The 12,555-nt window shown below is 43.5% G+C and carries 13 protein-coding genes and 1 riboswitch; of the genes, 4 read left to right on the forward strand and 9 right to left on the reverse strand.

All coding sequences use genetic code 11. The features are described from left to right. Positions 1-103 precede the first annotated feature (103 nt). From B9A22_RS11390 to mobB, 4 genes are all read right to left on the reverse strand, one after another. Complete coding sequence (locus B9A22_RS11390) at positions 104-2,110, reverse strand: sigma-54-dependent Fis family transcriptional regulator (protein ID WP_084575848.1); 2,007 nt, start codon at positions 2,108-2,110, stop codon at positions 104-106. 111 nt (positions 2,111-2,221) lie between these two features. Continuing rightward, positions 2,222-3,943 carry an aldehyde ferredoxin oxidoreductase family protein gene (locus tag B9A22_RS11395; protein WP_084575849.1) on the reverse strand — a complete coding sequence of 574 codons (1,722 nt, stop codon included), beginning with the start codon at positions 3,941-3,943 and terminating at the stop codon, positions 2,222-2,224. A 41-nt stretch (positions 3,944-3,984) separates the two neighbouring features. After that, positions 3,985-4,094, reverse strand: a riboswitch (molybdenum cofactor riboswitch). A 69-nt stretch (positions 4,095-4,163) separates the two neighbouring features. Beyond that, entirely contained in the window at positions 4,164-5,153 is a 990-nt protein-coding gene (gene moaA, locus B9A22_RS11400) for a GTP 3',8-cyclase MoaA (protein WP_342747827.1), read from the reverse strand. After that, entirely contained in the window at positions 5,146-5,652 is a 507-nt protein-coding gene (mobB, locus tag B9A22_RS11405) for a molybdopterin-guanine dinucleotide biosynthesis protein B (RefSeq protein ID WP_084575851.1), read from the reverse strand. Before mobB ends, moaA begins: the two co-directional genes overlap by 8 nt. A 183-nt stretch (positions 5,653-5,835) precedes the next feature. Here mobB and B9A22_RS11410 point away from each other — a divergent pair, with 183 nt between their 5' ends. Beyond that, complete coding sequence (locus B9A22_RS11410; RefSeq protein ID WP_084575852.1) at positions 5,836-6,501, forward strand: metal-dependent hydrolase; 666 nt, start codon at positions 5,836-5,838, stop codon at positions 6,499-6,501. A 44-nt stretch (positions 6,502-6,545) separates the two neighbouring features. Here B9A22_RS11410 and B9A22_RS11415 read toward each other — a convergent pair whose 3' ends face one another. The 3 genes from B9A22_RS11415 to B9A22_RS11425 all read right to left on the reverse strand — a co-directional run bounded on the left by B9A22_RS11415 (position 6,546) and on the right by B9A22_RS11425 (position 8,747). Next, positions 6,546-6,998: an N-acetyltransferase gene (locus B9A22_RS11415; protein WP_084575853.1), complete on the reverse strand. Its 453-nt coding sequence runs from the start codon at positions 6,996-6,998 to the stop codon at positions 6,546-6,548. Between the two features lie 62 nt (positions 6,999-7,060). Then, entirely contained in the window at positions 7,061-7,696 is a 636-nt protein-coding gene (gene nth, locus B9A22_RS11420) for an endonuclease III (RefSeq protein ID WP_084575854.1), read from the reverse strand. A gap of 22 nt (positions 7,697-7,718) precedes the next feature. Further along, complete coding sequence (locus B9A22_RS11425; RefSeq protein WP_084575855.1) at positions 7,719-8,747, reverse strand: threonine aldolase family protein; 1,029 nt, start codon at positions 8,745-8,747, stop codon at positions 7,719-7,721. A gap of 575 nt (positions 8,748-9,322) precedes the next feature. Between B9A22_RS11425 and aroF the strand changes: the two genes are divergently transcribed. After that, positions 9,323-10,336 carry a 3-deoxy-7-phosphoheptulonate synthase gene (gene aroF / locus B9A22_RS11430; protein WP_084575856.1) on the forward strand — a complete coding sequence of 338 codons (1,014 nt, stop codon included), beginning with the start codon at positions 9,323-9,325 and terminating at the stop codon, positions 10,334-10,336. Positions 10,337-10,407: 71 nt separating this feature from the next. Here the strand turns inward: aroF and B9A22_RS11435 are convergent, their stop codons facing one another. Beyond that, positions 10,408-10,605, reverse strand: coding sequence for a YwbE family protein (locus B9A22_RS11435; RefSeq protein ID WP_084575857.1), 198 nt, complete (start codon positions 10,603-10,605; stop codon positions 10,408-10,410). A 119-nt stretch (positions 10,606-10,724) separates the two neighbouring features. Here B9A22_RS11435 and blaOXA point away from each other — a divergent pair, with 119 nt between their 5' ends. Together blaOXA and B9A22_RS11445 are read left to right on the forward strand one after the other, a co-directional pair. Then, positions 10,725-11,528, forward strand: coding sequence for a class D beta-lactamase (blaOXA, locus tag B9A22_RS11440; protein ID WP_084575858.1), 804 nt, complete (start codon positions 10,725-10,727; stop codon positions 11,526-11,528). A 76-nt stretch (positions 11,529-11,604) separates the two neighbouring features. Next, positions 11,605-12,291, forward strand: coding sequence for an FHA domain-containing protein (locus B9A22_RS11445; protein ID WP_084575859.1), 687 nt, complete (start codon positions 11,605-11,607; stop codon positions 12,289-12,291). A 7-nt stretch (positions 12,292-12,298) separates the two neighbouring features. On the opposite strand, the gene B9A22_RS11450 is transcribed toward B9A22_RS11445, so the two are convergent. After that, positions 12,299-12,550 carry a GIY-YIG nuclease family protein gene (locus B9A22_RS11450; protein WP_084575860.1) on the reverse strand — a complete coding sequence of 84 codons (252 nt, stop codon included), beginning with the start codon at positions 12,548-12,550 and terminating at the stop codon, positions 12,299-12,301. Between the last annotated feature and the right edge of the window lie 5 nt (positions 12,551-12,555).

Raw genomic sequence — 12,555 nt, forward strand, 5'->3', positions numbered from 1 at the left:
TTGGCTATCATCATAACAAAAATAATTGTCAAAATCAAAAATCCGATTCGAAAAAAATAAAGACTTAACTTCGTATTATTCGAGAAGTTAAGTCTTGCTTTCATTAATTTTCTATTGCATATAAACGCATCTTGCGATAAAGCGTGTTACGGGAAACCCCAAATTCCCGGGCCACTACACTAACATTACCACCATACTTTGACAAAAGCGCCAAAATTTGCTGTCGCTCTGCTTCATTCATTAATTTTCGCCGCTGCTCACGGTCATTGCTTTCATTTGCGCTTAAAACAACCAATGGTTGTAGCGGATAACGAGCGTTTTTTTGCGTTCCATGCACCTCACTAGGTAAATGAGCTACAGTAATTTCCTCTGATTCTGTCAGACTTACCGCCCGTTCAACAATGTTTTGCAGTTCCCGTACATTCCCCGGCCAGTCGAATTGTTGCAAACACTCCAATACTGGCGGCTTAATATAAAACTTGCAACCTCGGTCCTTCCCAATTTTCTCTAAAAAATGTTTGAAAAGTAACGGGATATCTTGGACTCGGTTACGTAGCGGCGGAATGGTGAGAGAAATAACATTTAGCCGGTAGTAAAGATCCTGTCGGAAAGCCCCTTTCTCAACTTCTTTAGGTAAATTTTTATTGGTTGCACAAATCACCCGGACATTTATCGGAATCACTTTTTCACTACCGATGCGTGTCACATTCTTTTCTTGTAGTACCCTCAGCAGTGCGACCTGCTGTTCTAACGGCATATCGCCAATTTCATCGAGAAAGATGGTGCCCCCTGAGGCCAATTCGAACTTTCCTGGTTTCCCTCCTCGTATGGCACCGGTAAAGGCTCCCTCGACATAACCAAACAACTCGCTGCCGATGAGTTCCCGCGGTATTACACCACAATTAACTGCTACAAAGGGACCATTTCGCCATTCACTGCGATTATGAATGGCCTGGGCAAAAATCTCCTTGCCAGTACCACTCTCCCCTTGCAAAAGAATATTAGAGGATGTTGTTGCTGCCAGGGAAGCTACCCTTATGGCTTCAAGTATTTCTTTACTCTCTCCAATAATATTACTAAACTGTAAGGCTGCATGATAGCCGCTAAATCGATTCACTAGGTTTTGTACATGCTTAATCGGGCGCAGAATAATTACGCCACCCATGACCGTGCCTTGTTCATCAGTTAAAGGCTCTCCTGACGCTAAACAGTGAAATGTACTCTTGTTAGTATCTACCATGAGCTCGACATCTGTATATGGCTCTTTAGTATTAAGCATTCGCCATGTTGCTATCGCCTTACCGTTAAATATACGGTCTATAGACTTACCTAGCAGCTCTGATTCAGCTATATTTAAAATTTTTTTTGCCGCCGGATTTAATTGATTCACAATACCGCGTTCATCAATCATGAGTATCCCGTCTGAAATTGTATTGAAGATATTAGTCGATCGGTTATTGGCTAAAACCAATTCCCTGTTCTTTCTCCTAATATCAAGCTGTGCCATAATGGCTTCTGCGGCTGCTACTACCATACCCAAGGTATGCAAATGAGACATATTAACGGCACCTGACATATCCAATATCCCTATAATTCGTCCACGATCATCAAAGATAGGAGCAGCTGAGCATGTTAAACAATGATGTTTCTGGCAGTAATGCTCGGCGCCGGAAACCTGAATCGGTTTCTTAGTTACTACTGCAGTTCCTATCGCATTTGTGCCAGCTTCCTCTTCGCGCCAGGAAGCACCACGAAAAAAGTTATTGGTCAAGGGGTTATTTAATGTATCCTCATCACAGAGCATTTCCATTATGTACCCTCGTTCATCGGTTAACACAACGACAAAACCGGATCCCTGAACAAATTTATAGAGATTGGTCATAAAGGGTTTTGCGATCGTTATTAGTTCTTGTTTCTCTAAAAGCATCGCACTTAGGGCAGCTTCAGCTAATTTACTATGAATACCGCTATCATATGGATTTACGCCGGCTTGCTCACAGCGAGTCCATGATTCGATTATTTGTGGACGAATCGTGGGCATCCAGTTTTCTCCGGAAACATAATCCTTCCAGGTAAGAAGAATACCACCTTGTTCACTATTTACACCCATTGCGACCCCCTCCGCTTAACAATACTATTTTTTTCAATAATTACAATTAATTGGAAGAAAGCTTGTATACAGGAGCCCGGCCTAATAAAGCCGGGCTCCAGGCTGTAAACATTAGAAATTAAATACCTGTTTAAGTTCTTCTTTAGGAATATCAAATACCACATCATGGGGTTTGAGGGATTCAAAGCGGAAGAAGTCTGGCAAATCATCGGATTCGTCGCCAAAGCCTGCTGCTTTGTTAAAGGCACGCTCGTCACGAAGTACTTCCTTGCCAAGTTCGAGGTAATCATTAAGGGTGTAGTTCCAGCCGTAGCGGGCATTACACATCTCAACAATACCTTCCATACCTTCAGGAATATCAAGGATGGCAAAAGCTACGAACAGGCACAAACCGGTAGTGTCAATAAAGGAGGTCGCGATTTGGAAGTTACGGGACAGATCAACTTGGCCTTCAGCTGCTAATGGGTCAGTTTTGCCGCTTACGCCCAGAATATTAGTAGCAACAACATAACCGGCAGTGTGGTCAGCTCCCATAGTCGTTGTAGCGTACGTTACGCCAACACCTTTAACAGCACGGGGGTCATAGGCAGGAATGCCTTGGCCTTTAACAGTCGGCACGCGGGTTACGCCATATACTTTGCCAGTAACAGCGGCGCCTGCGCCTAAGATCCGGCCAAGCGGAGTTGCCTTACCCATTTCGTGGATTAGTTCAATAGCAGCTTTGCTATCGCCAAACTTTGCGATACCAGCTTCCATTGCCACCCCTAGAGTAACAGCCATTTCAATCGTATCTACGCCATAATCGTCACATAGACGGTTCATATAGGCAATGTCATCAAGGTTGTTTGCCCCAATGTTCGCACCAAAACCCCAGCAAGTTTCGTATTCAAGACCGCCGGTAACCATTTCGCCCTCTTTATTCTTATAGGTTTGCGAGCAACGAATAATACAGCCTGGTGAGCATGCATGGGTTGGGTTGGCGCCACGGGCTTTAATAGTTTCATACATCGTTTCGCCGCCAGTGTCGTTAGCGTTTTCAAAACGGCCTTCTGAGAAGTTTCTGGTCGGCAGGCCGCCAGCTTCGTTCAAAATGTTAACAAGCACGTTAGTTCCATAGGTTGGCAGGCCTTGACCGGTTACGGCATGGCTGGTCAGCGCTTTAGCCAGTTTCTTCGCACCAGCTCTAAAGGCTTCCTCATTCGCAAAGGCAATATTGGCAGCACCAGCATCATCAACAACAATAGCTTTTAAGCCTTTACTGCCCATGACTGCACCCAGACCACCACGGCCAGCTTGACGGGTAGGTTCACCCTCCTGGTCGGTAGCACCGATACAAGCTGAGGCCATTTTGTTTTCCCCTGCAGTACCGATAGCGGCTATACCGACTTTGAGGCCATACTTCTCCTGAAGTTTAGCAGTAGCATCATAGATATTCAGCCCCTTAAGCTCAGGGCATTCTTCTAATTTAATCCCGTCTTTGGTAACAACCATCGTGTACAGTTTACCATCTTGAGCTACATCTTCAACAATAATAGCTTCTGCGCCAGCGCGGGCAAGTTTATGGCCGATAAAGCCGCCAACGTTGCTTTCTTTAATCGTCCCAGTCAGCGGGCTCTTAGCTCCGAAGGACATACGACCAGCATTAGGAGCAAATGTACCAGTTAAAAATCCTGGTGCAAGAATTAGTTTGTTGAGCTTCCCAAGCGCATGGGCATTGGCATCAACCTCAATTTTAACAATCTTGGAAGTGAGCGCCCGTCCGGCCAGGCCTTTGTACTGCTCGCCTGCGTCTTTGGTCACTGTAAGAGTGGCCATGTTAACACGGTAAAACATGTAATCTCCTCCTTAATTATGCAAAATAGAAATAAAAAAAGAAGTCTGAATACAGACTTCCTTTGCACAAGGCAGGCATGAAAATTACTCTTCATACCCTTTCGGCCAGTATATCCTCATGGGAGGTACTGACTCGGAACTCATCTTTATAAAACAGCTATTCTCTAAATAAACTAAATATCCTGCCATTTTTAAAAAACAAACAGAATTTTTTTAAAAATCATCCACCAATTTGCGACATTTTTCGAAAAAATTTGGTTTCTCCGCCTGCATTTGTTAACGTGTGGCCTTGTGGCTTATCAGCAATCGTGTTATAAAACAGTTCTACAATATCATTATCGCTGGCACCATCGCGTAAAGCAGCCTTAACGTCTATTTCCTGATTAGACAATAAACACGGTTTAAACTTTCCGTCAGCTGTCAGACGAATCCGGTTGCATACACCGCAAAAATGATCAGATATCGGCGTAATAAACCCAAATGAGCCTTTGGCCTGTGGCAGATAAAAATATTTGGCAGGACCATTGCCGCGAATATCCAATGTTGGTTTTAGCGTTCCTCTGCCGAAAGCATTAATCATAGCCTTTATCTCTTCAATGCTAGGACCAGCAGCCAATTGACTCTCGCCAATCGGCATATATTCGATAAACCGGATTGATATAGGTTCCCTGTGTACCAAATCAACAAAATAGGCCAAATCTCGTTCGGTAATAATGTTCGTAAGGACAACATTAAGTTTTACCGGGATCAATCCCGCTGTCAGAGCTGCTTCCATTCCCCTAATAGTTTCATTAACATCGCCACCGCGGGTAATATTCTGGAATTGATCAGGGTCAATAGTATCAAGACTAATGTTTACCCTGGTTAAGCCTGCTGCTTTAAGTTTGGTAGCCATAGTGGCAAGTAAGCTGCCATTAGTAGTCAAAGATATATCGGTTATCGTCTTTAAATCTGCGATATTACGGATAAAATCTATAATCCCCCGTCGAACTAACGGTTCACCGCCTGTTAAGCGGATTTTGCTGACACCGTGATGGCTGACAACCCTAATAATGCGCAGCAATTCTTCATAGGTCAGGATTTCTTCATGCCTAAGCATATTGACACCTTGTGTCGGCATACAATAGACACAACGAAAATTGCAACGATCGGTTACAGAAACCCGCAAATAGTTGATTTTGCGATTATGGCCATCATACATACTAATCATTCCTTTGCTGTTTCCAATTTAGTACGTTGATTTCTAAAAAGCCAGCCATGGCTGCCGGATCATCAAGCCTGAAATGCGGTACATCTTCATAAAGCATGGTATCCGAAACTACGGCAAGGAGTTCGGGCTTAACACCAAGCGGCTCATTACCTGATGCCTGACGGTATACCTCAATCTTCGGTTTAGACTCCTGTTTATACCCCTCGGTAAAGATTATGTCAACATTGTCTATATAACCGGCTACTTGGTCAAGCGGCAATTCCTGGTCGGTTTTCTTAATCATGGCTACTTTATGTGGTGAGACCAAGCATACTGTTTCGGCGCCAGCCTGCGCATGCCGCCAGGTATCTTTACCGGGTTTATCCATATCAAAATCACAATGATGATGTTTAATAACCGCGACTCTAACCCCATGGCACTTAAGTTCAGTTATTAATTTCTCCAGGTACGTTGTTTTACCGCTGTTTGACCGCCCTACTACAGATATCACTGGAATCATTTTTGTCGCCCCTTTGTTAATCGGCCAAATTATCTTTATTTTAAAAATTCTCCATTATAATCAATTCCCCTTCCCCCCAAAAGCAATATTCGATATTTTTATTTCAGAACGGCAGGAATTTATTAAGTAATGTTGGAAAAGTAATATCGTTACCCGTTAAAATTAACTTCAGGAGGTGTACCCTTGATTACTTTAACATTTTATGGACATGCCTGCTTTGTATTAAAGAGTGACAATACGGCACTGCTGTTCGACCCCTTCTTTACTGGCAATCCTGTCAATACAACCAAAGCCACTGAAGTTGAGTGCAGCTATATTCTGGTCAGCCATGGCCACGGCGATCATCTTGGTGATACAGTTGATATTGCCAAACGAACTGGCGCCACCGTAATTGCCACTGCTGAACTGGCCGCATTGGTCGGGCAGCAAGACTGTGCCAACATAAGCATGCATCTAGGCGGCAAACGTGCCTTTGATTTCGGTTATGTCAGAATAACTCCAGCCTTTCACGGCGCTGGCATTCCTGGCGGACACGCTGCCGGTTTTATCGTAAACTTTTTCGGAAAAACAATCTATTTCGCAGGCGATACTGCATTGTTCGGTGATATGGCACTCCTGGGCCGCTTGGAGAAAATCGACTATGCGCTGTTGCCGATTGGCGATAACTACACCATGGGCCCAGATGATGCAGTTGAGGCAGTCAAACTGCTCAACCCCCGGGCTGTCGTTCCTATGCATTACAACACCTGGCCACTCATTGCCCAGTCACCCGAAGACTTCAAGGAGAAAGTTGAAAATTTAAATATCCCTGTACATATTATGCACCCTGGACAAAGTTTTGAATTATAAAAGCGAACGTCCCTGCCAATGTGATTGACAGGGACGCTTCGCTTTTATAATTCTTTAACCATAGCAATCTCATCACAATTAGGAAACTTGGGACAATTAATACATTCTTTCCACATTTTATGTGGCACACTTTCTTTGGGCACTTCTTTGAAATCTAGTTTGGCAAAGAACCCAGGCTGGTAGGTGAGGGCAAACAAGGTTTTAACCCCAAGCTCTCTGGCTTCATCTGTCAACATGTCCACAATTTTACGGCCAACCCCACTCTTGATCTTGCTAGAGTGAACAGCCAATGCCCGAATTTCAGCGAGCTCATCCCATACCAGATGCAGCGCAGCTACCCCGACAACTTTTCCGTCTTCCTCAGCCAAAATAAATTCACGAAGTCCTTCGTATAGAGTATTGCGCGCTCTCGCAAGCATGAGTCCCTGTTCAGCATAGTCATTAATTAGTTTAAGAATATCTTCCACATCGCTAAATGTTGCTTTACGAAAAATCATTCATTCATCCCCCAATTCCATGAATCATTATACATTAAGTGTAATATTTATACAATGTTTATTCAATCCACTTTGCTGCTTGGACATAACTTATTCAAAAGGCAAGTTGGGCACATGGGGCTATTAGCCTTGCAGACCTTGCGCCCATGCCAGATAAGCCAATGGTGGGCATCGCCCCATTTTTCCTGAGAAATAGCTTGCATGAGCCCTTGTTCAACAGCAAGAGGAGTATCACCAAGGGCCAGTTTTAGGCGGTTAGCTACCCGAAACACATGGGTATCAACAGCAATTGCCGGAACACCAAAAAGTTGGCTCAAAAGCACATTAGCCGTTTTCCGCCCTACCCCCGGCAATTTAATTAAGTCATCAAAATTATCGGGCACTTGTCCATCATAATCCCTGCATAATATCTCACATGTTGCCAAAATATTTTTAGCTTTACTCCGGAAAAGCCCACAGTCTCTAATTTCGTTTTCAAGGCCATCCTGTCCAAGTTCCAAAATCTTTTCTGGTGTATTATAACGGGGAAACATCCTATCGGTAATAATGTTGACCCTAACATCTGTACACTGGGCTGACAAAACTACAGCAATCAAGAGTTCAAACGGCGTCGAATACTTCAGCGCTGTAGTCGTATCTTTATACTGGTGCTCTAACAGCTCGAGCATCTCTTTTTTTATTGCCTTGGTAATACGCACGTGTCAGCCTCCCTTCTAAGTATCACTTAATTATTTTTCTTATTGCAGCTACAGCATAGTCTACATCCGCTTCGGTTATCCCCCAATGAGTAATCATCCGGCAGGCACTTGGTCCAATGGGTTTCACTTTAATATGTTGCTTAAGCAACTCCTCTGTGACAAATGCGGCTTCTTTTCCAACTGGTTCGAAATCGATTTGAACCACATTGGTTTTAACCTTACCAACATCAACAAGTCGATCATCAATGTCCACTAATCCGTTAGCCAACCGCAGGGCGTTAGTATGGTCCTCGTGCAGACGCTCCTGCATGGTGGTTAAAGCGACAATACCAGCAGCAGCCATATGTCCAGCCTGGCGCATACCGCCGCCAATCCGCTGCTTAATCCATCTTGCTTTATCAATAAATGATTGGGTTCCAAGTAGAATTGACCCAAACGGAGCCGCCAACCCTTTTGTCAGACAGAACTGCAGCGCATCTACATCTTGAGCCATCTGTTTCAAGTCAGCTTTGAAGGCTTCGGCTGCATTAAAGATTCGAGCACCATCAAGATATACGGTCATATCATGTTCACGGGCCAGCTGCGCCATTTCTGCCTGATATTCAGGCGGGAGCGGATAACCTCGATTCAAATCATAGGTATTTTCAAGACACAATACCCGGCTGATGGGCGATTGTACGCCCCATGGCCTGATGGCCTTTTTAACAGCCTTAACCGCAAACCGCCCCAGATTGCTTGGTATGGGTCGAGCCTGAACACAAGACAAAGCGGCTAACGCCCCTACCTCCAGATTGTACATATGGGTCTCTTCACCTAATATTATCTCATCACCTAACTGGGTTAATGCCATGATGGCGATTTGATTAGCCATAGTGCCTGAGACAGTCAACAGAGCTGCTTCTTTGCCGAACATGACAGCGCTCATATCCTCAAGTTTCTTAACGGTAGGGTCTTCCCCCAGTATATCATCACCGACCTCGGCTTCCATCATCGCCTTTCTCATTTCCGATGTTGCCTGGGTAACTGTATCGCTCCTAAAATCTTTGTACATAGTATCTCCTCCGTCTGGGAATAACCCCTCCGCTAACTACCAGCGCCAATATCTTAGTTCTATTTTTACAGAAGATTAGTAATTTAAGATCATATATGTAAACTTTACATTAAAGTATATAAGCAATAACAGCCTATGTCAATTTGCACTTGCCATTCCCAAATACAGTAGCTATCCACTATAACCTCTGCACGTACACCTTCAATAAACAAATATATCATTATTATACGATTTCATTTACACCATCTTAGATATTTCAGATATTTCCATAGAACACTTGACACTTTCATCTCATCTGTTATAATAAATAAAAAGATGCAAAATAACCAATTCTTTATTAGGTGGTTTTTACTATGTTAAACGCTCATAAAGCAAATACAAATCAATACTTTTTCTTTTTTACTTGGGCCAGCTTTTTTGGCGCAAGCTTTTTTCCATGTGATAACTTAATAAATTTTTCACCCATGAGTCCTTAAACAGTAAACAAATTGAACTTTGTGTACCACAGACCTAAGGCTCATTGAGACCTTAGGTTTTTTTACTTTTATATACTAAATTTTTAGGAGGCGTTTCCAATGGTTATTGTATTGAATTCCTCGACCACACCCGAACAAATTGAAAAGCTAAAACAAGAGCTTGAGAACTATGGTTGCAGTGTCTGGCCTACTTATGGGCAGTTCCAGACAATTCTTGGTATTGTTGGCGACACGGGAAAACTCGATCGCGACTATTTACTAAGCAAGACCTATGTAGAGAAAGTACTCTCAGTGCAGGAACCGTACAAAAAGGCTAATCGCACATTCCACCCTGAAAACACCATCATCAATATCGGCAATCAAACAATTGGCGGCAATCAAGTGGCAATTATTGCCGGGCCTTGCTCAGTTGAAAGCCGCGAACAAATTGTTAATATAGCGCAGGAGGTAAAGGCTGCGGGTGCTGGCTTTTTGCGAGGCGGCGCCTTTAAACCACGCACCTCACCGTACAGCTTCCAGGGCATGCAACAAGAAGGTCTGGAATTACTAAAGCAGGCTAGGGCGGCGTCAGGCCTGCCCATCGTCACCGAAATTATGTCCATCAAGCAATTAGAGAACCATCATGAGGACATTGACATTATTCAAATTGGTGCGCGTAACATGCAAAACTTCGACCTTTTAAAAGCGGCAGGCCAAATCAACAAGCCCATCCTGCTCAAAAGAGGCCAAAGTGCTACTGTCGAAGAGCTCTTAATGTCTGCCGAATATATCATGGCTGGCGGCAATGAAAAGGTAATTTTATGCGAACGCGGCATACGTACTTTCGAAACCTACACGCGCAATACCCTTGACCTTAGCGCCGTACTTGCAATTAAAAGGCTAAGTCATCTGCCAGTAATCGTCGATCCCAGCCACGCTGCCGGACTATGGTGGATGGTCGATTCACTGTCAAAAGCAGCCGTTGCTGTAGGCGCTGACGGATTAATTATCGAAGTCCACCAAGACCCTAGCAACGCTAAGTGTGATGGGCAACAATCAATAAAACCCGAACGCTTCACGTCACTTATGAAATCCCTACGGGAAATTGCGCGTATCGACAACCGCGTGCTCTAAAAAACAGGCTAAGTCCACTTTGCCAGGGACTTAGCCTGTCTTACTATATACAACGCATTAAGAAAATAGGTCTATTGATTTAAGACTTCTTGAACCCTGCCAACGACTCCGTCTGTTAGTCGGACTTTGATGCCGCGGTGATGTACGGCGCTGCTAGTCAGAATATCTTTAACTATTCCTTCAGTTAGCTGACCTGTCCGTTGGTGAGGTTTTTGAACAATCTTTACTCTAGCGCCTGGTGTAATGTTTTTTCGCTGTGTACCGTCCATAATATGCTCCTTATTGTAATTGTTTTTTAATTATCCGTCTATTTATTCTACCCCTTGCACATGTTACTATAGATTTAGTGCCCTGGCCAGGCAATTTTTGTTAATAAGGGGAGATATGAATGAAACGTTACCTAACAATAATTTTTATAACCATCTTCTTCTGTTTTAACTCGCTAGGAACCGGGCAGGCCAGCAGCAGTATAATTCGCAACGATTTACAAAAGTTTTTTACAGGTTATGAAGGAACCTTCGTTTTATATGACGAAAATGCTGATCGATATACGATTTACAACGAGCAGCAAAGCGGTGTCAGACTTAGCCCCTGTTCTACGTTTAAGATATTTAATTCACTCATCGGCCTTGAGAGCGGCGTTCTAGATAAAGAGGACGTATTTACTCTGATTAAATGGAATGGTCAACAATACCCTTTTCCCGCCTGGAACCGTGACCAAACACTGGCATCTGCTATTGCCAATTCTGTTGTCTGGTACTATCAGGAAGTAGCCAGAAGAGTCGGCAATGATCGTATGGTGGAGTATATCGATAAGCTACAATATGGTAATCAGGATATCAGTGGTGGTATTGACCAGTTTTGGCTAAGGTCAAGTTTAAAGATCTCTGCCAGGGAACAAGTCGAATTATTAAAACAGCTTTATAATGATCAACTGCCGTTTGCACCAGATAACATGGCTGTGGCAAGAAAGATTATTGTTCTATCTACAAGTAATGATCTAGTTTTTTCAGGTAAAACAGGTTCAGCCTACCAGGATGGTCAGTATACTTTAGGCTGGTTTGTTGGTTGTGTTGAAAAAAACGGTCATAAGTATTTCTTCGCAACGAATATTCAAAACGCTAAAGACGCTCATGGCGGCAAGGCCAGAGAAATATCAAAGTTGATCCTAAAAGAACTGGAACTACTTTGATAAGAAAACACGGCTTGCATCAAGTCACCGTTTTACACGGTGACTTTTCCTACTTATGTAATAGAGAGGAGCAGGTATGGCTAATTATCTTATTCTAGAAAAAGGATTTCCTTATGAGCCTGGGTATAGGATCGGGCTTACTCATGAGCAGATTGTTCTAGGCCGCACCGGACACACTGTGAAGCCTGATATTAGCTTTGAAAACAAGTTCATATCTCGCAAACACTGCTTACTCCAAATCAATGTAAACGAAATTGTTCTGACTGATTTACATAGCAAACATGGCACACTGGTTAATAAACAACCAGTTACTCCCGGCACGCCGATTGTTCTTAAACATAATGATCGGATTATTCTCGCTCAGGGGGCTGTCGTACTGCGTTATATTAGTCCGGAAAACCCTGACGATGCAACCCTGGAGCTTAGCAACACAAATGTTCACTCAGCCCTGTCTTTTCCAGACACAGGAAAGCTAAAACTTGATATCCAGAAAAGGCAATGTTTTGTCAACAATAATAGAATTGCACTCTCACCAAAAGAATGGCAGCTACTGTTGCTGCTATATTCGAAATTTAACCAGACTGTCCATTATGATCAGATCAGAACTACCGTATGGCCGGAGCGCATCCTGACGGCCAATGAAATTCCTAATGTCGGTCTTGAAGAAATTAATCTGCTAATATACCGTTTGCGACAAAAACTCGGCAGCCAAGGCAGCCTAATTAAAAACAGCAGAGGCGTAGGCTGTCTTTTAGAATTGTAAACAATAGTTAAGTAATCGTAAAACCCGCAACCAGCACTTCCTTGGCTTTGCGGCTCATGCGCTTTATTGCACATTCCCGTTTCCGGGCCTGGCTTTCATTGGGCTGAAGTTCATAATAAATCAAGGTAACAGGCAGGCGACTGCGGGTATACCGAGCGCCACTGCCTGAGTTATGGGCTGCCACTCTTGTTTCAAGATTAGTTGTCCAGCCTGTGTAGAACGTGCCGTCAGCACACTCTACAATATACGTATATGCCATAAATA

The sequence above is a fragment of the Sporomusa malonica genome (assembly GCF_900176355.1).
Classification (GTDB): Bacteria; Bacillota; Negativicutes; order Sporomusales; family Sporomusaceae; genus Sporomusa; species Sporomusa malonica.

Bases quoted from the DNA above. Each gene is read 5' to 3' on its own strand.
- B9A22_RS11450 (WP_084575860.1), bottom strand. From the start codon at position 12,550: ATGGCATATACGTATATTGTAGAGTGTGCTGACGGCACGTTCTACACA.
- B9A22_RS11395 (WP_084575849.1), bottom strand. From the start codon at position 3,943: ATGTTTTACCGTGTTAACATGGCCACTCTTACAGTGACCAAAGACGCA.
- B9A22_RS11445 (WP_084575859.1), top strand. From the start codon at position 11,605: ATGGCTAATTATCTTATTCTAGAAAAAGGATTTCCTTATGAGCCTGGG.
- B9A22_RS11415 (WP_084575853.1), bottom strand. From the start codon at position 6,998: ATGATTTTTCGTAAAGCAACATTTAGCGATGTGGAAGATATTCTTAAA.
- aroF (WP_084575856.1), top strand. From the start codon at position 9,323: ATGGTTATTGTATTGAATTCCTCGACCACACCCGAACAAATTGAAAAG.
- mobB (WP_084575851.1), bottom strand. From the start codon at position 5,652: ATGATTCCAGTGATATCTGTAGTAGGGCGGTCAAACAGCGGTAAAACA.
- B9A22_RS11435 (WP_084575857.1), bottom strand. From the start codon at position 10,605: ATGGACGGTACACAGCGAAAAAACATTACACCAGGCGCTAGAGTAAAG.
- B9A22_RS11390 (WP_084575848.1), bottom strand. From the start codon at position 2,110: ATGGGTGTAAATAGTGAACAAGGTGGTATTCTTCTTACCTGGAAGGAT.
- blaOXA (WP_084575858.1), top strand. From the start codon at position 10,725: ATGAAACGTTACCTAACAATAATTTTTATAACCATCTTCTTCTGTTTT.
- moaA (WP_342747827.1), bottom strand. From the start codon at position 5,153: ATGATTAGTATGTATGATGGCCATAATCGCAAAATCAACTATTTGCGG.
- B9A22_RS11425 (WP_084575855.1), bottom strand. From the start codon at position 8,747: ATGTACAAAGATTTTAGGAGCGATACAGTTACCCAGGCAACATCGGAA.